The 20275-nt window shown below is 68.0% G+C and carries 15 protein-coding genes; 3 read left to right on the top strand and 12 right to left on the bottom strand.

Going from position 1 to position 20275, the window contains the following annotated elements; genetic code table 11:
* Positions 1 to 29 precede the first annotated feature (29 nt).
* Complete coding sequence (locus tag AC07AG_RS15565; RefSeq protein ID WP_478755435.1) at positions 30 to 1586, bottom strand: MFS transporter; 1557 nt, start codon at positions 1584 to 1586, stop codon at positions 30 to 32.
* A gap of 96 nt (positions 1587 to 1682) precedes the next feature.
* On the opposite strand from AC07AG_RS15565, the gene AC07AG_RS15570 reads away from it, so the two are divergent.
* Positions 1683 to 2267: a TetR/AcrR family transcriptional regulator gene (locus AC07AG_RS15570; protein WP_478755437.1), complete on the top strand. Its 585-nt coding sequence runs from the start codon at positions 1683 to 1685 to the stop codon at positions 2265 to 2267.
* Positions 2268 to 2357: 90 nt separating this feature from the next.
* Here AC07AG_RS15570 and AC07AG_RS15575 read toward each other — a convergent pair whose 3' ends face one another.
* Positions 2358 to 2723, bottom strand: coding sequence for an SH3 domain-containing protein (locus AC07AG_RS15575; protein ID WP_478755439.1), 366 nt, complete (start codon positions 2721 to 2723; stop codon positions 2358 to 2360).
* Positions 2724 to 3177: 454 nt separating this feature from the next.
* Here AC07AG_RS15575 and AC07AG_RS15580 point away from each other — a divergent pair, with 454 nt between their 5' ends.
* Positions 3178 to 4107, top strand: a complete 930-nt coding sequence (locus tag AC07AG_RS15580) for a hypothetical protein (RefSeq protein ID WP_478755441.1) — start codon at positions 3178 to 3180, stop codon at positions 4105 to 4107.
* A gap of 113 nt (positions 4108 to 4220) precedes the next feature.
* Here the strand turns inward: AC07AG_RS15580 and AC07AG_RS15585 are convergent, their stop codons facing one another.
* The 10 genes from AC07AG_RS15585 to AC07AG_RS15630 all read right to left on the bottom strand — a co-directional run bounded on the left by AC07AG_RS15585 (position 4221) and on the right by AC07AG_RS15630 (position 19157).
* Positions 4221 to 4361 carry a hypothetical protein gene (locus AC07AG_RS15585; protein WP_478755442.1) on the bottom strand — a complete coding sequence of 47 codons (141 nt, stop codon included), beginning with the start codon at positions 4359 to 4361 and terminating at the stop codon, positions 4221 to 4223.
* 53 nt (positions 4362 to 4414) lie between these two features.
* Positions 4415 to 5770 (bottom strand): hypothetical protein, encoded by a 1356-nt coding sequence (locus AC07AG_RS15590; protein WP_478755444.1) that lies wholly within the window; start codon positions 5768 to 5770, stop codon positions 4415 to 4417.
* A gap of 537 nt (positions 5771 to 6307) precedes the next feature.
* Positions 6308 to 7096, bottom strand: coding sequence for a hypothetical protein (locus tag AC07AG_RS15595; protein WP_478755446.1), 789 nt, complete (start codon positions 7094 to 7096; stop codon positions 6308 to 6310).
* Positions 7096 to 9885 carry a CHAT domain-containing protein gene (locus AC07AG_RS15600; protein ID WP_478755447.1) on the bottom strand — a complete coding sequence of 930 codons (2790 nt, stop codon included), beginning with the start codon at positions 9883 to 9885 and terminating at the stop codon, positions 7096 to 7098. Before AC07AG_RS15600 ends, AC07AG_RS15595 begins: the two co-directional genes overlap by 1 nt.
* Positions 9878 to 10696 carry a hypothetical protein gene (locus tag AC07AG_RS15605; RefSeq protein WP_478755449.1) on the bottom strand — a complete coding sequence of 273 codons (819 nt, stop codon included), beginning with the start codon at positions 10694 to 10696 and terminating at the stop codon, positions 9878 to 9880. Before AC07AG_RS15605 ends, AC07AG_RS15600 begins: the two co-directional genes overlap by 8 nt.
* Positions 10697 to 11129: 433 nt before the next feature.
* Positions 11130 to 13769: a TniQ family protein gene (locus tag AC07AG_RS15610; protein ID WP_478755451.1), complete on the bottom strand. Its 2640-nt coding sequence runs from the start codon at positions 13767 to 13769 to the stop codon at positions 11130 to 11132.
* Positions 13766 to 14899 carry an ATP-binding protein gene (locus AC07AG_RS15615; RefSeq protein WP_478755453.1) on the bottom strand — a complete coding sequence of 378 codons (1134 nt, stop codon included), beginning with the start codon at positions 14897 to 14899 and terminating at the stop codon, positions 13766 to 13768. Before AC07AG_RS15615 ends, AC07AG_RS15610 begins: the two co-directional genes overlap by 4 nt.
* Entirely contained in the window at positions 14896 to 17073 is a 2178-nt protein-coding gene (locus AC07AG_RS15620) for a Mu transposase C-terminal domain-containing protein (protein WP_478755455.1), read from the bottom strand. Before AC07AG_RS15620 ends, AC07AG_RS15615 begins: the two co-directional genes overlap by 4 nt.
* On the bottom strand, positions 17070 to 17822 hold the full coding sequence (locus AC07AG_RS15625) for a TnsA-like heteromeric transposase endonuclease subunit (protein ID WP_478755457.1): 753 nt from the start codon (positions 17820 to 17822) through the stop codon (positions 17070 to 17072). The genes AC07AG_RS15620 and AC07AG_RS15625 overlap by 4 nt, the downstream gene beginning before the upstream one ends.
* Before the next feature lie 165 nt (positions 17823 to 17987).
* Positions 17988 to 19157 (bottom strand): PucR family transcriptional regulator, encoded by a 1170-nt coding sequence (locus AC07AG_RS15630; RefSeq protein WP_478755459.1) that lies wholly within the window; start codon positions 19155 to 19157, stop codon positions 17988 to 17990.
* A gap of 179 nt (positions 19158 to 19336) precedes the next feature.
* Between AC07AG_RS15630 and AC07AG_RS15635 the strand changes: the two genes are divergently transcribed.
* Positions 19337 to 20263, top strand: a complete 927-nt coding sequence (locus tag AC07AG_RS15635; protein ID WP_478755461.1) for a proline dehydrogenase family protein — start codon at positions 19337 to 19339, stop codon at positions 20261 to 20263.
* Positions 20264 to 20275: the final 12 nt, after the last annotated feature.

The raw sequence follows: 20275 nt of genomic DNA on the forward strand, positions 1-20275 counted from the left end.
CCGTCCGGCGTTTTTGTCGTACAGAGGTCTCAGACCAGCGCCTTCTCCGGCTCGGCCTCGGCCGCAGCCTCCGCGGGCTTGATCCTGCGCAGCGTCACCGCCGCCGATGCCGCCGCGATCAGCAGCAGTACCGCCCCGGCGAGCGCGGCGAGATGCATGCCGCTGGTGAACGCCTCCCGGGCCGCTCCGACCAGCGCGGAGGCCGTCCTGTCCGGCAGGTTCTGGGCCAACGCGAGGGCGCCGCCGAGCGTCTCGTGGGCCTCGGCGGGGGCCGCGTCCGGGATCTCGTTGCGGTAGACCGCGTTGCCGATGGAGCCCAGCAGCGCCATGCCGAGCGCGCCGCCGAACTCCTGGCCCGTCTCCAGGAGCGATGAGGCGGAGCCCGCCTTCTCCGCGGGGGCCGAGCCGAGCGCCAGGTCGGTGAGCTGCGAGCCGACGATCACGGCACCGCAGGCGAGGAGCGCGGCGGCGGTGAGTGCCGTCCACATCGAGTCCGTGCCGGTCAGGGTCATCAGGCCGTATCCGCACGCCGAGACGACGAAGCCGGACGAGACGACGTAGGCGCGGTTCACCCCGCGCTGCACCAGGGCCGTGGCGAACGGGGCGGCGAATCCGATGGGGACAGAGGGGAGCAGCGCCCACAGCGCCGCCTCCATGGCGCTCTTGCCGAGGACCGACTGGAGGTACTGCGTCGTGAAGTAGGCCGATCCCATCATGGCCAGTGAGCAGACGAGGTTCAGCAGGACGGCGGGGGCGAAGCCGCGGCCGCGGAACAGCGCGGGGGAGATCAGCGGGGATTCCGTGGTGCGCTGGCGGTGGACGAAGAGTGCGGCGAAGACGAGTCCGACGGCGAGCGAAGCGACGTACGCGGGTTCGAGGCCCTCGGCGGCGATCTCCTTGATGCCGTAGACGACGGGCAGCACGGCGGCCATGGACAGCGGCACGCTGAGCAGGTCGAAGCGGCCCGGGTTCGGGTCCTTGAACTCCGGGATGAGGACCGGGGCGAGGACCAGGAGCAGCACCATCGCGGGCAGATTGACCAGGAAGACCGAACCCCACCAGAAGTGCTCGACGAGGACGCCGCTCATCACCGAGCCGAGCGCGATGCCGGCGACCATCACGCCCGACCAGATGCCGATCGCCTTCGCGCGCTGTCCGGCGTCGCGGAACATCGTGCGGACGAGGGCCATCGTGGACGGCATCAGGGTCGCGCCGCCGATGCCGAGGACCGCGCGGGCCGCGATGAGCAGCTCGGCGCTGTTGGCGTAGGCGGCGGTCAGGGAGGCCGCGCCGAAGGCGGCGGCGCCGAACAGGAGCAGCTTGCGGCGGCCGATGCGGTCGCCGAGCGAGCCCATCGTCATCAGGAGTCCCGCGAGCACGAACGCGTAGATGTCGAAGATCCACAGCTGCTGGGTGCCGCTGGGCTCCAGGTCGGCGCTGATCGCGGGGACCGCGAAGTAGAGGACCGAGACGTCCATCGAGACCAGGAGCAACGGCAGCATCAGGACGGCGAGAGCGGTCCACTCCTTGCGGCCGGCGCGCTCCGGGACCGCCGAATTCGCTTGTTCGTGCGTCGAGTTCGTCATGGCGAGGACTGTACGGGCGTCATAAACGCTTGTCTAGTACGTCTGTATAAAACGCTGGTCTGGGACGGTCGTATGGATCGGGAGTAGGCTGCCCGCATGGGACACCGTGAGGATCTGCTCGAAGGCGCCAAGCGCTGCCTGCTGGAGAAGGGCTTCGTGCGGACGACCGCGCGCGACATCGTGAAGGAGTCCGGGACCAATCTCGCGTCCATCGGCTACCACTACGGCTCGAAGGACGCCCTGCTCGTCGAGGCGTACGTCGCGCTCATCGAGCCCATGGGCGAGGGCTTCGAGGGTGCGGTCGGCACGGCGCGAGCCGCGGAGGGCAGTGGCATCGCGCGGTTCCAGGAGACGTGGGCGAACGTCATCCGCTCGATCCCCGATTCACGGGCGATCTGGATGCTGAGCCTGGAAGTCGTCACGCAGGGGGAGCGGCTCGCGGAGATTCGCGAACTGCTGGCCAAGGCGCAGGTGGAGGGGCGGCGCGGGCTCGCCGCGATGTTCACCGGCATCCCGGAGGCCGACCTGCCCGAGGATGTCGTGGAGACCGAGGGGCGCTTCTATACGACGCTGCTCAACGGCCTGATGGTGCAGTGGCTCTTCGACCCGGATTCGGCGACGAGCGCCGAGCAGCTCACCGAGGGCATGAGGCGTGCGATGGGGAGGGCGTCCGGGGCGTGAGACGCGAAAGGTGCGGGCGGCTTCGATGGCCGCCCGCACCACGTGCTGCGAGGCCCCGGTCAGCAGCTCAGCCTGCCGGTGCCGGTCGCGCTAGGAGAAGTTGAGGCAGGTGATGGGCACGTAACCCGTGGTGTTGCCGTAGGCCACGTAGTACCACTGGTTGCTCGACTTGCCGCAGAGCTTGTAGGCGTCTCCCTTCCACTTCTTGGCGTTGTCGCAGATGTCGCCGCGCTTGCCCTTGGGCCACAGGCCGTACGCCGTGCCGTTCACCTTCGCGGTGGCGCGGATCTTCACGCTCTCCTTCGCGGGCACGCCGCTGAAGCCGTTCCCGCAGTCGTGCGCCGCGGCCGCGGCCATCGGCGCGGAGGGTGTCTGAGCCACGGCGATGCCACCGGTGAGGGTGGTGCCGACGAGCGCCGCGGTGGCGATGGCCGGTCCCAACAACCTGAGATTCATTGAGTTTTCGTGCTCCCCTGTGGAGTGTTTCGAAGGTCAGGGGAGACGCTACCCCGCCATGATCACGACATGAGCCCCCTGTTGCGACGCCTGTAGGGTCCACGGGTTCGTGAGCAACGGCTGACCTTCGACCTGCGGTGTTGCTGGTGGTGCGCATTGTGGTGCGTGGGTGCCGTCGGCAGCCGATGCGCAATCGGAGCCTGTGCGACGGCGTTGGGCGTCACGTTGAGTGAGAGTGTCGCCTGGGTGGGTCAGTTTCGCGGCGTGATTGATGCGGCCGACATGGTGCACCGCCCCGTCATGAGTCGACCAGTGCTCGCTCCGACGAGTGGGGCCCTTATCTGGGGCCGCGCACTAGGGTTTGCGGTCGGACGCAGTGTGTTGGGGGTGGGGGAAATTGGTGGACTGGCGCAGGTCGTGGTCAGAGATGCCGTCGGCGAGTCGCAGGGTCTGCGTGATCCTCTTCCCCCTGGGCATACTGCTTGGCGCTCTAGGTCTGTTGGGGGATTTGGCAGGCTGGTGGGATGATCTCGCCTTCACTACGAATGCGCTCTCTAGTCTGGCTGGCGTGTCAGTGGGTCTCCCTTTTGCTCTGTTTTTTGTGGATCAGTTGACAGTGGCTCGCGCTGAGCTCACGGAGCGGCGAGCAGCGAGTCAACGCGCCGCCCTGGCAGCGGATGACCTTGGTGCGGCTGTGGCTCTCGCCCTGCGACCAGCGCTTCAGCGAGCCGCCCTGGATCATCTGCAGCGGCTCACGGACATCATCGAGGAAGCTCATCAGGTCCTGGAAACACAGCGACGACAGCTTGGCAGCGAGCTGTACCAGTTCATGGAAGACCCAGACCCGCTCATGTTCCCTCTTGAGCTCGAAGCTGGCCTCGTGCGTCGAGAGGTTCTTGAGCCAGTAGAGGAGCGCTATCTGGCGAGTGAGCCGGATTGGACCGCGATCCTTGATCCCGTGATCTCGGAACTTAATAAATGCGGTGGGAAACTAGAAGGTGTAATTCCCTTGCGGGGTGAGGAAAGCTGGCGGCGATGGCGCGAGTATATCGAATTTGAGTGGCAGGCGCTTGAGCGGGACGATCGGCCGCGACTTCTGGTCGCGGGGCTTCTATGGATTTCTCCTGGGCGAGTCGCATCTATCCGTGATGCGCTGAGAATAATCAGTGAGACAAGATTCTTGGAGGAGTTCAACTCTGTCGACTGGAGTGATGGGGCCGTTTGGGAGGAGCGAATTCTCCCTGGCAACGTGCATCGCACCTTTAGCGAACTGCTTTTTCTCGTGGCTAGCGCACGGGAATGGGTCAAAAGTGTTACTACTCTAGCGGAGAACGCTCAGTTTGCGGCGGAATTCTTCAGGCGGCAGGCCCCAGGAAACAGCTGAGATTCCATAACGCGCTACTTAAGCGTATTGATTGCGCGAAGTCGCGGACCCCGGAGTGTGTGGAAGGTCCGCAACTTCATAAGCAGCCCGATTTCTGCTTGCCTTCGGGCAGGTCAGCCGATCGCCGAGCGCGCGAAGGCGACCGTGGCACCGAAGGCGGCTCCGCCGGCGAGCGCTGCGGTGGCCAGCGGACTGCCGGCGGCGTAGGTGAGGAGCCCCGTCGCCGCGGCGGTTTGTAGGCCGATCAGGAGCACGACTGCGGAGCGTAGGCTCAGCAGCGGCTCCTGGGACCTGTCGCTCCTCGCCATCAGTTCGCCCCCGGGATCTGGGCCTTGGCCCGCGCGACGATGTCGTCGCCCAGCCGCAGAAGCTTGCGCCGTACTCGTTCGCCCATGGCGACATCCTGGCCGACCAGTGTGGGTGCTTGGCGCCAGCTGATCGGCGCATTCTCGGCCCAGACGCGTGCCACTCTCTGCTCGGGATCCTTCAAGCGCCCGGTCACAGAGCGGACGTGCCGGTTGTCGAAGTACTCGGCCCAGGGCACAACCGTGGCGATGGCCAGGGACTCCGGCCCGGGGGTGGGAGACAGCAGGTCGATGCCCTCCTCCATGTGGCCGATCTTGTAGCCCATGACCTGGTGGTCGCCGTCCAGGTCGTTGCCTTCCCGAGCGCACTTCCGTAGAGCGGCGCGCACCGCATCGGCGTCCTGGAGGTCGACCTGCTCCTCCCACTCCCGGAGGAACAGCGCCATGGCCAGGGCTTGGGCGTGGTCCTCAGTGGGAGGCCGGAGACGAAGGTGCGTGTGGAGAAACTCGATCATCGGTTCGCGGTCGCCGTGCAGGTAGGCATCCAGAGCAGCCCGTGCCATCCAGACGATCGGCGCCCCAAGATGCTCAAGCAGCCGTGTGATGGATCGCAGCGGCTTCAGCAACCCGTCCGGTAGCCCCCGTAGTAGGCCCGTCAAGCCAGGCATGTCAAAGGCACGGTTGCAGGCCGCAGCCATCGCGTCACCGAATGGATTGAACTCGAGCATCCTCAGGCGGAGCGAAGCCAGGCCGCTGCCCATGAATCCGGTCGAGGTCAGCCGGGCAGCCGGCGTGTCGAACAGCGACAGTCTCTCCAGCGCGAAGGAACCGAGGATCGACACCGGGGACCGGCGGGCGAAGTTGCTCATCGACTCGGCGAAGGTGTCCAGAGCGGTGAGCTGCGTGCTCAGCTGGGCGATGCCCGTGTCGAACAGGGACAGCTCCTTCAACGTGGAGGAGATACCGAACACCGAGGAGTCGGCGAGGCGACTGCCGGCCAGCTTCGCGAACCCGACCGAGGCGATCGCGTCGCCGAACGGGTTGTACTCGGGCAGCTTCACACCGAGCGAGACGAGGCCGCTGCCCATCGCGCCGCTCTTGGCCAGCCGGGTGGCAGGCGTGTCGATGAGGGACAGCTTCTCCAGTGCGGTGGAGGCGATGCTGACCGCCGGTGGGCGGTAAGCCAGCTGCTTGCCGACCGTCTCAACGAGCTGCCCGCTGACGGTCTTCGCGGCGCCCATGGACGCGAGCGCAGACCCCGCAGCGGTGAACTTGAGCGTCGGCGACATGTCGGCCAGCACCTTTCCCAGGCTGGGGGAGGTGGGGACGGTCTTCAGAAGGGGGAACAACGTGGCCACTCGGCCTCCTTGGATCGGAAGTGTTTCTACTTCCTGGTGGCGGGAGCAGGCCGTTCCGGCAAAAAATCTCCATCACGCCAATGTGATCTGCGTCACCATCACGCTGTTGGTCTCGCGGATCTCGGCGTCACGTCTCCAAGGTAACGGTGGTCCCTGACAGTGGTGGCGCTATCGATTCCGAGGAGCGTGCATGCGACTGTTCGAGATAGTTGCCACTTGGCCGATCTATCTGCCACTTAGGGGGGAAGGTGTCCGCTGGTGGTGACCGCCGGACGTGGCTTCCAGGCTGTGTTCCCCGCCAGAACGCCCCCGGTGTCGCTTCGGTGCCCATGGGGTTCGCGGTCGTGGCGAGCAGTACCCGCAAGGGCTCCAGTTCCAGCCGCTGCCGGGCTCGGAACAGCGATGATCGCCGGGACACCTATCACTCGATCCATCGGACCTGGCGGATAAACCAAGGTCAGCATCCCCCGGGAACTCAGCAGAGCAGCCTACGCTCGACAGCTAACACCTCGGCATGGCTCTAGAGCTCGCTCGCTGTCACCGCTCTTGGGCCACCGACTCCAGGGCGATCTCAGGAGCGTTCCGGATGTCGTCCAGAGCGGCCGCCAGCAGGACCGACGGCGGCTGCCGCACCTCCCGGGCGTACTCAGGCGTGAGACCGCGCATGAACCTGCGCTTGAGCCGCAGTACGCGGAAGAACGGGGTCATGTTCTCGCCGATCAGCTCCAGCGCGAGTCCGGTAGAGCGGGCCACGCCCACGCGGGCCGCCAGGTCGGCGAGCGCGAGCGGTCCCGGGCCGAGGGTGGCCTGGGCGGCGAGTTCCGCGCTGGCGCCCTTCTCTCCGCCGATGAGTACGGTGGCGTGCTCGGCTGTCACCAGATGGCTCACCACACACCATTCCAGGGGCCAGGTGCCGGCAAGGTGGCGGTGGATCAGCTCGGCGGCCAGTGCCGGTTGGGACGTGAGCCGCTTCTCAACGAGTCCCCGGTAGGCAACGAGGACCGAGTCGGCGTGGCCGAACTCGACGTAGGCGCCCGCCTGTGCGTCTGCCAGTGCGGTGAACGGGCCACCGGCCTGGCCCGCGGTCTTGAACACCACGTTGACCTGGTCCTTGGTGCGAAGGGTCAGCTCGTTCCGGGCGTCGGGTGCGACCGACGCGGAGTGGATGCCGTGCTCGTCCAGGGAACTGATGGTCACAAGACTTTTGTCCCTCTTCGTGCCGATCTCGCCCAGGACATGGCGCGCCGAAGGGTGCCAGGTCACCCAGTATCCCGGGCCCCATAGGCCGGACAGTTCGCGGATGAAGGAGCGTGTCGGGTCGGGCATCAGTCAACTCCGTAGTGCTGGAAGCAGTCGGTGTAGACGCTGTCGGCGAAGGGCGGGTCGCCGTCGGGGAGTCCGGACGTGCCAAGCCGCTCGGCGGCCTCGGCCCGGGACATCTCGGCCAGCTGCGTCCGGGCCGCGGCCAGCGCGGCCGACGGACGCCCGTCGGCCGCAGTGTAGAAGGCGTTCATCAGTAGGGCCGCCGCCCCGTCGTGCGCCGGCCACAGCGACGCCACTACGTTGCGTGCCCCGGCAACCAGGAACGCGCCGGGAAGGCTGGTGAACTCGCTGGCCCCGTGCAGCCGGGGCAGCCCAGAGTCGCAGGCGGCGAGTACGACCAGGTTGCAGTGCGGCAGGTGGAGCCGCCCACTGATCTGCGCCGCGGTGAACAGCTCCAGGCCATCCACCGCGCGCGGCAGCTGGGCACCGAGCGGATCGCTCTCCACGCCCGCCGTGACCTCCAGTCCGGAACGGTAGACACTGACGGCGTCGAAGTGCCCGTGGCACGCGAAGTGCACACGGCCTGCGGCGGGAAGCGAAGCGAGCAGCGCGTCGGCCCGCGGAGCGCAGGTCTCGTAGCCGAGTTCCTCGGGGATGTCACGGGCCGCGTGGCGCAGGCTCCCCGAGGGGTCCGGCACCGAGAACCAGGGCCGACCCCCGTGGCGGGGCAGGGCCCGCAGCAGCGGCAGCGCCCCGGGGGTGGGCAGGATGCTCACGGCACACCCTGGGAACCTGGTGGCAAGCCGCCAGTAGGGGAGTTGGAAGAGTTCGTTATCGGGGACGATCAGGATGCGCTCGGGAGGCCGTGCGTGGACCGTGCCTACCAGTTCGGCGACGACCGACCACAAGGACGCGTCGAGTTCCGCCAGCGCCCGGTCGGTGTCGGCCCGGATCTCCTCGCGGTCGTCCGGATGCGCGCCCAGCGACTCCCTACGCAGGCGTTTCAGTAAATGCAGCAGCTTCCGGCGTTTCTCCGCCGACCAGACGGCGAACGCCGTGCTCGCCGCCCCTTCGCTGGTCAGGCACGTGACGGCGACGCCCTCCGGCACGGCGAGCAGGTCAAGGAGGACCTCGCCGGGAGTCAGCGAGGCGGTCAGATCCTCCAGCGGTACCGGGGTGGAGCTGACGGTGAGCCGCACCCCGGACCGGGCGGCCCGCTTGGTGAGCGCGGCGGCGGCCCGGTGCCGTTCGGCGATCGGTCCGGTCAGTGGCCGGTGCTCGGCTGCGGCCAGCTGCACCGCGGCTTCCGCCGCCCGCAGCCCGAGCATCACGTCCACGAGCCCGGCCCGGCCGTGGTCCTCGACGCTCCGCCCCACTCGCAGGGCCTCCGTCAGGGTGGCGGCCCGGGCCCGCTGGCCGATCTCCAGCAGAGTGCCGGGCTGCTGTTCGGCCGTCTCGGGGCTATCCCCGGGAGCGGCCGGGCCGGCGGGAGTGAAGGGCGCTGCAACGATGAGTACCGCCATGTCGTACGCCTGAGCCAGTGCCAGAGCGGTGCTCTGGCGCAGTTCCACCGAGACCGGTCGCTCGCGGAGCCGCTCACCGAGCTCGATCGCGGGATGCAACTCGGCGAGTGCCCGGCGGGGCAGGCCGCGGTTCACAAGCATGCGGGCCAGGTTGTTCCGGTACAGGACCTCGCTCAAGTCGTCGCCGTGCCGCTGGGCGAGGGTGATGGCGGAGCGGAAGGACAGCTCGGCTTGCTGTGCCTGTCCCATCGCAGCGAAGGCGAGGGCGAGATGGTGGCGTGCATCCGCTTCGTCCGAGTGGTCGCGCGCCTCCCGTGCCTCTTTAATAAAGTCGCGCAGCAGCGGAACGGCCTCGGCGGCGCGCTCCGGGGGGCCTTTGGCGAGCGCCGAGGCGCGATGCCACAGCGATTGCTCAGAGTCGCTCTCCCTGGCCCCGGCCGTCTCCTCGTCGGGTACGCCGCGCCAGTGCGCGGCCCGGTCGGGGCGGCCCGCCTTCTCAGCCTCGTCGGCCGCCTGCTCCAGGATCCGCCCGCCCCGCTCATGGTCACCGAGCCTGCCCCACGTCATGCCCGTCTCGCTGAGCGCGAAGGCAGCATATGACGGGTCGTCGGCGGCGAGCGCGAACGTCCGGGCATCCTCCAGCGCGCTCAGTGCTTCTTCGAAACGGCCGGCCTGGCGGGCGACCTCGCCATGCCGCCCGGCGAGCAGGTGCGCCTCGGGCATCGGAACCTGGCCCTCGTCGACGTCGCCCTGGCTGATACGCCGTGCGGCGCGGAACGTCTCCGACGCTTCGTCCGGACGGTTGCGCTCGACCGCCGCCTCCGCCTTCTCGGCCAGGGCCCTGCACAGGTAGGCGTCGCTCCCCAGCCGCTCGGCCTCGGCGACGACATCCGGAACTTCACGGTCCAGTTCCTCGTACCTGCCGGCCTGCCGCAGTGCCCGCAGCCGTAACCAACGCGCCCCGGGACGTAGGTCCGGGGAGTCCTCGAAATAGGTGATGGCTCGGTCCAGGTACGCGTGGCCCCAGGACAACGCGTCGCGCTCGTCCAGCAGTTGGCATCCCATGAGCAGGACAAGACCCTGTGTGCGCGGACCGAGCGGCTTGGCGGCGCGCTCGCCGAGTTCGATCATCGTGGTGATGCGCAGCACCGACTGTTCGGCCCTTATGCCTCCGGTCAGTTCCAGCACTTCTTCCAACCGCCAGGCGGCCCAATCCTCGTCGGACTCGTCCGGGTGCTGTTCGAGCAGCAGGCGGGCCTCGTCCCGGGATAGCCGGCCGTCGAGCACGGCGGCCACTGTGGTGGCGAGCGGCTCTTTCCCGTCACGCATCGGACTCGCCGGTCTGTAGCTCGCCGGAGTCCGGGAGCTGGTCCACGAGGGACGAGACGTGAGCGGTGAATCCCTCGAACTCCTCGGGCAGCGAGCCGAAGGCCGTCGCTCGCACCTCGTCCGGGTCATCCCCCAGTAATTTCGCCAGCACCTCCGCGCTGTGCATCGCGTAGGCGGCACTCGCCACAATGGAGCCGTCCCGGAGGTCGAGGAGCTCTCCCTTCCACGCGGAAGGAGGGGCGATGCAGCACAGCCAGACCCGCGTCATCTCGGTCGGCAGCCCGGGGTAGAAGTAGTACAGCAGATAGGGCAGCGCATCGGTGAGCTTATGCATGTACGCCCGAATCTGCGGGACTTGCCAGACCTCGCGCGGATCGTCCGGCGGCACGTCGAAGAGGATGACCACCCGGCCGTGCCGAGACCTGATGCGAGCTACGAGCCCGGGTTCCGCGTCAGGCCCGCGGTGCGAGAGGGCGAGCACGAACGGGTAGATGTCGAGGCCGGCGAGCATCTCGGGAGAGACCGTCATGCCGACGACAGGTAGCGCCTCCTCCTCGCCAGCCCCCTCCCGAGGCTCCTCCGCCAGACGCAGCGGGCCCGCTTGAACCCCACCCGCTTCGAGTTCGGCGGCGACCCACGTGGACAGTGCGTCGTCGTCGAACTCCGACTCGTACCCGGTGGCGATGAGGAACGCGTATCGGGCGTGAGAGTTCGGGGAACCGACTCCGTCGACCGCCAGCGAGGCGAAGGTCCGGCAAGCGGCCACACACTCCTCGGGTGCCTCGCGGACCAGCTTCCGCAGCCCTGCCATGTCCACCTCGCTAGTGCCGTCCCCGCGGGACACGACCAGCGACTCCAGACGCTCCAGAAGTACGTCCCCCGTTATTTCGCCCCGACCCCTCGCACCGGATCCCTGTGGCGTTCCACTGTGCTCGGACATGACGTCCACCCCCGTCTGGGGCCGTGCTGCCCCCGCGCACCCGCCCATGGGGAGAGCCTGCTCCTTCCTCTCCGCCGGGGGAAGGGCGGTTGCGGGGCCCTACGCCCGGTGGTGTAGGACACGCCGGACAAGGCATGCCATACGCCGCGGAGCGGGATCGTGCAGAACCTTGATCCGCCCCCGCCACCGATAGCAACTGGGCAGAATAGTCGGCGTAGGTGTCAACAAAATCGACCTGTTGGTGTCAAGCGGCGCGAAAACTTCGCTACCGAATGCCAGATCACCCCCGTGGCCTTGGTGTCAACTACCTCGAAAGTCGCAGTGCACCGGAGGGCGAGCCGCTGTGGTCGGTCACTCTTGGTGAAGCCGGGCCGTGGGCGATGCGGAGGATCTCGGCGGCTTCGCTGAGAAACTCGCGTCCACGTTCCGTGGGCGCGAGGGGCTTGGCGGAACGGTCGATGATGAGGAACCCGACGGCGTTCTCGACTTCGCTGACTCGTTGTCTGAGGGCGCCGTCGCGTCCGTCGTAGAAAGCGCGGGCCGCAGCGGCAAGGCTGACATGGCCGGGAATGTTCATCATGAGCCGCAGCCGGTCGAGGGCATATCGGCTCAGGGTGACTTTCTGCATGGTGGGTGATGGGGGGTGGGGGAGGTCAAGGTCGGCGATGTCGTTGTGGTGGGCGCCGCCGGGGCGGATCGGGATGTCCCAGCTCCGCGCGAGGAAGATGATGTGGTCGATGGTGATGCCGCGCTGGCGGGCCAGCGCGGTGAGGTTGTTGCGGTTGACGATGTACTCGTTGTGCAGCCAGTCGCGGGTGATGTCGGGGCAGGGAGGGTGACTGCGGCGGCCGCGGGGCCGGATTCCGTTCTGGATGAGGAGTTGGTGCACTGTGCGGGGCCCGCAGCCCGCGAGAGCGGCAATGTGTTCGAGGCTCTTCCTCTGGGTCACGTAGAGGTTCCGCAGCTGAGCGGGGGCAAGGACATCGCGGCGGTCGGTGCTCTTGGGGTTATGCAGGACGATCACAGGGCCCGGGGCCGCTGGCGTAGTGGTGATCTCGCAGTAGAGCCGCAGGTGTTCGGCGCCCATAGGAAGGCGCGTGGCGGCGCCACCCGCGCTCTTGGCGCCTTTGAGGGCGTCGCGGATGGCTTCTGGATCGACGAGGTGAGGGTCGGCGCCGGGCCAGGAGGCCTCGGTCACCCATTCAGCAGGCGGTTCCCAGGTCACGGGTTCGTCGATGCGATGGTGTGTGAGGTTGGACCGAGCTTGCTCGTGCAGAAATCCTCGGAGGGCGGCTGTCGCGCGGAAGCGGAATTCGGTGCAGTGCCGGGTGAAACGGGATGCTGTGCCGCTGGGGGGCGGATGGAATTCGCCGGTCAACAGCATCAGTACGTACCAGCGCAGGATGTGGATGCGGTGCTCGGTTCCGGTCCATGAGCCCTGCTGGGTGCAGAACTTTCTGTAGGCGTCGAGGTCGAGGATGACCGTGGTGTTGGTGAACAGCTCGCGCCGCCTGTTGTAGTCGATTGGCGAGCTGTGCTCGTCGAGGGCGTAGGCGATTTGGGCGAGAGTGGATGCGAGCGGAGCCAGGTCCTGGCCTCCGTAGGTGCGCCGCTCGATGCTGTCCCGGTCGCGATCGATGCTGTGGTTGCTGAGCAGAGGCCCGGCCCGTTCGAAGTTCAGTGTGGGCGGACCGCCGGGCAGCAGAAGGAAGCTGCTGCAGCCGCGGCGGAAGGCGGTGGTCCGGTAGTTGTTCCCGCCTCGGGCCAGGGGAAGGAGCCGCATGGTCCAACTGGGCCAGAGCATCGCGGGAATCATCGTGGCCCGATGGTGAATAGTCTCGGCGTTCAGGGTGGGCCAGCGCGGCTGTGGGGTGGCGCTGGCGTAACGGAGCCGGGCGTGCAGCGTGGCCTCTCGATCCAGTCTGCCCAGGGCGCGCTGGACCAGTTCCGGACCGCTCCACTCCCAGCGTGCGGCCATCGTTCCGATGCTGAACTTCTGTTTCTGCAGGAGCGAGCGATCGGCTTGGAGGATCCACTCGAAGAGCGGCTCGTGCTCGGTGTGGCCCGGGTGCAGAGCGATCAGGGCGAGGGTGGTGCCGACCGCGACGTTGTGCGCATCGGGCCCGACCTCACGGGCCTGGATCTCGGGCAGGCGGCCGCCGCACTCAGCGAGTGTGGTGTGTACGACTTCTGGTGCGAGGCCGAGGACGGTGTGCAGGCCGCGGAGGATGCGCCAGGCCAGCGCGTAGAGCCGCTTGAACTCGGCCAGGGCCGCCGGGCGGCCTGCCCGGTCGGTGCCGAGCAGGGCGGAGATATGCCGCTGGGCGGCCAGGACGGGGCCGTCGCCGGGGAGTTGGAGTGCGGAAGCCTCGGTAAGGCGATAGCCGCAGGGCTGCGTGGTTCCGGTGATGCCCCGCGAGGAGTTGAGCGTGCACGAGCTCGGGCCGCTCGGTCCGAGCCGGCGGGCCTTCCAGTGGTTGGGAAAGCGGTGGCAGGCCGGGCAGAAGTCCACGAGCAGGCATTGGTGTTGCAGACAGGCGAAGGCCCAGGGCAGCCGCCAGAACACGGGGCCACGGCCGTTCTGCTCGGCCAGGCAGGCGGGGCAGAACCGATTGCGGCTGCCGCTGAATCTCCAGGCGACAGCACGGCCCAGCCGACGTTGTCCGGGCATGAAGGAGACGGCGAACCCGTCGTAGGGTTCGAGCGTCATGGAGATCAGCGTCGGCAGCGGGACGCCGGTGGACCGCCCCAGGGCGGCTGCTTCGGAGGGTAAGAGCCGCAGGGCCATGGGTCGGGTGCGGCTTGACGGAAGTCCGGCGAAGCTGAGGAATTCACTGTTGGTTATTCGGAGACGGCGTGCATAGGCGCCGATCCAGCTCTCCAGGGCCTCACCAGGCAGCGGCGCAACCGCGATGGGGATGCGGTCATCTGTCCAGGCACTCACGCCGACTTCCTCTGTGGCGGCTGTGAGGCCGGCCGGGTAGTGAGGAGCCCGGCCTTGATCGCGGCTTCGAGTTCCAACCGGGCTTCCTCGGCTGCGGCATCGTTTTTGACCTGGTTCATCAGGTCCTCGTCGAGGCGTTCGTGGCCGCGACGGATGGCCCGCAGACAGCCGCGGTTGATCAACGACATCAGCGAGGCGAAATGCCCGGTGGAGCGTGCGTAGAGGTAGTCCGAAAGATCCTCGGCCAGCATTCCGGGGAATCTCTCCGCCAGGACCAGTTGCCGTTCGATGGTCTTCAGCAGCGTCCTCCACTCCAGGCGGCCTTCTTCGGTCTCGACCTCGAAGGACCGCAGAGTCAGAGGGGTCGTGCGGCGGCCGAACTGGGCGAGCAGACTTTCCTGTTGGGAGAACCCTTCGCGGAGGATGCCGCGCTGCTGGACCCCGACTCCCACGTAGACCAGCGTGACGGGGAAGACGTTCGAGAGGTACTTGAGCTGGTTGGCCATCCTTGCCGAGTTGCTCTTCGAACCGGCCAGGAAGTGCACATCGTCGACGATGATCGCGCTCGTCTTCATGCTCAGCACCGCGTCGACCGCCCGCTCGGCCAGAGTGTCGGCGTCCCCGGTGACCGGCAGGCCGTAGAAGCGGCAGACCGAGGCGTTCAGCCCGCGGATCTGAGTGTTGCCGCTCAGCGCGATGTAGATGACCGGGACCCGGCGGTCCCCGCTGGGAGCGGTCTCTCCGCGCAGGGCGATCTGTTTGCGGTAGAGGCCGCAGCCGTAGGCCCGCACCGCCGTACTCTTCCCGAGCCCGGGGTAGGCATCCACCAGCGCAGCCGGTTTTGTCTTGTCCCCGTCGTGCCGGTTGGACTCGACGATCTCCTCCAGGTCCTCGTGCAGAGCGACCAGCTGCGGGGTATGGATGGGGCCGATGTTTGCGTGCCAGACCTCGCGGCCGTCGTTGTAGATCAGCAGCCGTTGCGGCGACAGAGCCGCAAGCTGGCGTCGGGTGAGCTGCTCGGGCTGGACACGGTCGGGTCGGTGGACCTCCTGTAGCCATCCCGCCAGACGGGTGGGCGAGTACTGGCGGTCACCACCCTCGAACGGCTCGATGTCTTCCGCCGAGCTCAACGGCTCTCCCAGGTATCGGCGTAGTAGTCGTCTTCCTCGACCGCAACGACTACTTCGTCACCGGGGAAGACGGCCTCGCACTCCTCGTCATCGTCGTCGTCCCCGCTCAGGTCCTCGTCCTCCACCTCGACGATGCGCAGTTCGGGCCCACCGGGCTCCTCCACCGGGCCGGATTCTGGCGTACTCATGGAGGCGATACGCCGGACCGACGGCAGCGAGGCGACCGCGTCCTTGACATCCTGCGGCTCGCCGACCAGCCGCAGCCGGTCCTGGGACAGCCGGACCGCCATCCGCCGCTCGGAGCGGTCCGTGGCAAGCCCGGCGCCCCACCGCTCCAGGAGTTCGATCAGCGCGCGCTTGGTGTCCGGGAACCGGTGAGTTTTCTTGGCGAGTTTGCGAGCGTAGACCAGTGCCTCTCGGCTGACCGGGCCCTTGAGCGCGGGCGCGTGCTCCCAGTCGAGCGTGTGCCAGGTCCGCAGCTTCGGGTCTTGGAAGTACACCTTGGTGATATCGCCGCGGTCCACCGCGATGGGCCACTTGCCCGCATCCACTCCGCGGTAGGAACTCGGCTCGTTGCGGTAGTCGTTCAGGGCGTCCCCGTTGTAACGCAGCCCCTCGATCTCGACCCCGTAGCGCTGGATGGTCGTGCGTTTTTCCTCCAGGAATTCCAGGGCCAGATGGGGGCGGGCCGGGATCCTGAGCGGGCCGGCTCGGGTGACGCCGTGCTCGAACATGTCCAGCGGACTCAGCTTCAGCCCGGGGACCTCCGGGACACACAGTCCGCGGTGATGGCGCCGGTGATAGATCTGAGTGATCCACTCGCGGATGATCGCTTCGAGTTCGTCGATGAAGAAGAACGCCTCGTCCTCGACCTTCTCGCCGCGGCTGTGGACGTCCGAGCCCTTATAGCCGGGCAGGGCGGCCAGCAGTCCCTGGTTGAGGGTGCGGAACCAGCGCTCGACCGGCTTGTCGGTCGGCGTCTTCGGACGGGCCGGCTGCAGCGAGATGTCCAGCTTCGCGCAGACGCTCTGGATGTGGTTCGACAGGTAGACCTTGCCGTGGTCGAAGATGATCGTCTCGGCCGCGACCGTGGGCAGAAGCGGCTGCCCGTCCCGGTCGACTAGCTTGTCCGCGTCGATCACGATGGTGGACGGCACCCCGCAATACGGCAGCAGCTCGTCCCCGTCCGGTGCCTCGCGTGGACGGACCGTCTCGAACAGCACCCCCGCCACGTCGGTCGACTTCGTAGACACCGGAGTCAGCCGCAGCCCGGTGATGCACCGGCTGTAGAGATCCATCGCGACGGTGAGTTCGCACCGCACCCACCGGCAGGTCACCGGCTCCATCGCGAACACGTCCAGACAGTTGGTGTCCAGCACCACGTACTCACCCGGCCGCGTCGCCCGCAGCCTGCCGTAGGTCCCTTTCGGGGCATCCGCGATCGACCGCTTCCCCTTCGTGCTGCCCTCGAAGGCGTTCGTGCCCTTGGCCAGCGCCCGCAGCAGTTCGTAACCCGTCGTGCGGGCCGGGACCGGAACGGTCTCCTTCCCGTACTCCTTGGCCAGACGCTCCTCGATCTCGGCGAGGATCAGATTCCGCACCGGCCGTGAGGACTTCTCGTGCCGTTTGAGCACTGACCGGGCCATCTCCAGCCAGCGATCGTCGGCCCGGTCCAGCACACTTGGCGCCGGGCGCTCACGAACCAGCCCGGCCGGGCCCGAGCGCTTGACCTGCCGTACCCAGTTCCGGATCGTGCTTTCGGCGACCCCGAGCTCCGCTGCCTTGGCCACGTATCGGTGCATCCGTGGCGTGCCGGGCGCGTAGTCGGGCCGTGGCTCGCCTGGAAGGGCCAGTTCCTCGCTGCCGAACTGGTAACCGGTCCGGACTTCTTGAACATGACGGAACTTCCGCGTCAGTTCGTCATCGCTGCTGTCGTCGAGACCGCCCAGGATCGCTGCGGCTGTTGGCTCCTCCTGCGGCGCCGGGACCAGGATCTCGGTGGTGGGATGTGCCAGCAGCATGGAGATATCGAGCTGACGCCACCTCGGCATGCCGACGACCGCAGCCACCGGCCGGAGAAGAATGCGTCGGCCTTCGATCTCGGCGACGGTGAACTGCTCGCCGTCGAAGCTGATCGGGAGTCCTGGTTGCAGAGGCGTCGTCCACCTGGTCACGCGCGCCTCCGCAACACCGACTCACCGGACAACGGCCGGGACAGATCCGTCGCCAGCCGCCCGGACCACAACAGCGCCATCAGCGCCGGTCTTGCCTGTTCAGCGGGTCGGTCCCCGGCCAACCGGCGTTCGGCCAGGGCCAGTTCCTCGCCGTCCACGACCTGCTGCCACGCCCGCTCCACCGCGTCCTTGGGCACCACGCCGGGGCGTCGGTAGCCGGCCAGGAACCGAATGTTCTCCAGCAGCACACGATCGGCTCCGGACCAGACCTCGTAGCCCCAGCCGTGCTGCCGAAACAGCTCCCCCGGCCACGCCAGAGCTTCCGTGATCTTCGCATCCAACAGACGGTCCGCCGGTTTGACGTTGACCACCCGCACCGTCCCCGAGCGCATGACCAGCAGAAAGTCCGGCACATGGTGCCGCACCCGGTCACCGACCCGAGCCGCCAACCGGCACGGCTGAGCGAAGATCCCCTGTACCTCAGGATCAAAGTCCGCCAGTAGCAGCCGGGCCAGCTCCAGACGGCTCTCATAGACCACGTGCCCGCCCGCCGTCGCGGATGCATACTTCCCCGAGTAGTGGGCCATCCCGCGTACCGACCGGACATCCCGCCACGGCTTCGACTCCGAGAAGTCCGCCAACCGCAGCTGCCGCACCGGCACTTCATACACCGACAGGTCCTCATACCGGATCGACACCGTGGGAACCTTGCGGGTATGCCGGGCGCCGCCCGCGCTCCGTACTGCCATGCTGGGGACGCTACGGAGGACGGCCGACGCGCACTCAGAGAAGATCAGAAGAACCCCGACAAGGACCACTACTGAACGTAGTCGTTGTCAACGGGATTGCGGATTTGCTAATCCACTGCTAACGAACTGCCTTCGCTGCTAACGAAGTCGCGGATCCTACAGCCCTTACAGTCGTGACGCTTTCAGGACCATGTGCAGCAGCAGCCGGTCCTCGCCGTCGTCCAGGTCGAGGCCCGTGAGCTGCTCCACGCGTGAGAGGCGGTAGTAGAGCGTCTGGCGGTGGATGCCCAACTCCGCCGCCGTGCGGCCCGCTTGGCCCGCGCAGTCGAGGAACACCTCGGCCGTGCGGGCCAGTTCGCGGTGGGCGGGGGAGAGGAGCGCGCGGGCCACCGGGTCCTGGGCGGCCTCGGCGGGCAGGGACGTGAGCAGACGGTAGGGGCCCACGTCCGACCACTGGGCCACCGGGGCGAAGCGCGGTTCGGCGCGGGCCGCGCGGGCCGCGGTCGACGCCTCCCACCAGGCGGCGCCGAGCTCGTCCAGGCCGTGCCGGGCGCTCGCGATCCCCGCCGACGCGCCCTTCGCCGCCTCCAGGAGCCGCGTGGCCGCGGAGGCCGCGGGGGTGAGCACGTCCGCCGAGCGCAGCCTGACCAGGACGGCGAGGCTCTGGCCCGCCGTGCCCCAGGGCACGGTGCACAGGGCGGTGGCCCCCTGCACCGTACGCACGGACGGTGCGTCGTCCGGGTCGGCGGAGGGCCAGGGGGCCACGCACACCACCGCATGCAGGCCTTCGCCGCGCGGGCCGAGGGCCGTGCGCAGATCGGCCACCGCCATGTCGCGCTGCCAGCCGCGCTCGGCGGTCAGGACGGCCCGGAACTCCCGGGTCAGGTCGGCGCCCGCCTGTGCCTCGTCGGCGAGCAGCGCGCCGATCCGCGTGGCGACCTCCATGGCGGCGGTCAGCTGGGCGTCCGTGGGCCCCGGATCGTCGTCGAGCAGCCATACGTATCCCAGGGCGAACCCCCGATGCCGTACGGGAAGGCAGATCCGCCCGCGGTGGACGCCCGCCTCCGGGGTGGGCGGGATGCGGATCGGGGCCGTCGCGCGGGTGATGCCGAAGCTCTCGAACCAGGTGCGGACCCCGGCCGTGGAGCGGCGCGTGAGGATCGAGCGGGTGCGCACCGGGTCGAGAGCCGTCGCGTCGAAGTCCGTGTCGCCGCCGCTGTCGTGCGCGCCGAAGGCGATCAGCTCGAAATCGCGGTTCTCCAGCGTCGCGGGGGCGCCGAGCAGGGCTGAGATCTCGTCGACCAGTTCCTGGTAATCGCCTTTCACACTGTCCATTCTGACGTACTTCGCCCCCGCCTTCAGACAGATGTCTGAGATCCAGGGCACGGATGCGTGACAGCTGTCGATGGCCCAGGATCGGAGGGATCCTTAAGTTTCACGGTGGTTCTCCGTGCCGTACCGGTTCGTTACGCATATCCAGGTACGGCCCCGTTCTACTCTCCGTGGAGGTGCCCGTGCTGGGTCCCGTGATCCTCGCCGCGTCGCGCAGCGACCAGATGCGCCGTTTCGTCTCGGCGGCCCCGGGCACCAAGCAGGTCGTCGACCGCTTCATCGCCGGTGAGACGGTGGACCAGGTGGTCCCGATCATCACGGACGCCGCCGACAAGGGCCTTGAGGTCACCCTCGACGTCGTCGGCGAGGACATCACCACGCCCGAGCAGGCCGCCGACGCGCGCGACGCCTACCTGGAGCTCGTCGAGCGCCTCAAGGACCTCGGCCTCGGCACGAAGGCCGAGATGTCCATCAAGCTCTCCATGTTCGGCCAGGCCCTGGAGGGCGGCCACGAGCTCGCCCTCGCCAACGTCCGGCCGGTCGTCCGCGCCGCCGCCGCGATCGGCACCACGGTCACCCTGGACGCCGAGGACCACACCACCCTCGACTCGATGTTCGCCATCCACGAGGAGCTGCGGAAGGACTTCCCGCAGACCGGCTGCGTCATCCAGTCCTACCTCTTCCGTACCGAGGACGACGCCCGCCGCCTGGCCGCCGCGGGCAGCCGCGTACGCATCGTGAAGGGCGCCTACAAGGAGCCCGCCGAGGTCGCGTACCAGGACAAGGCGGAGATCGACAAGGCGTACGTGCGGATCATGCGCATCCTGATGGAAGGCGCCGGGTACCCGATGATCGGGTCCCACGACCCGCGTCTGATCTCCATCGCACAGGAGCTCGGTCGCCGTGCCGGGCGCAAACTGGACGAGTACGAGTTCCAGATGCTGTACGGCATCCGCAGCGACGAGCACCTGCGGCTCGCGGCCGAGGGCCACCGGATGCGCGTCTACACCGCCTACGGCACCGACTGGTACGGATACTTCATGCGCCGCCTCGCGGAGAAGCCGGCCAACCTGCTCTTCTTCGCCCGCTCCATCCTCACCAAGGGCTGAGCTCCCTTTCCC

The sequence above is a fragment of the Streptomyces sp. NPDC044044 genome, from assembly GCF_056434405.1.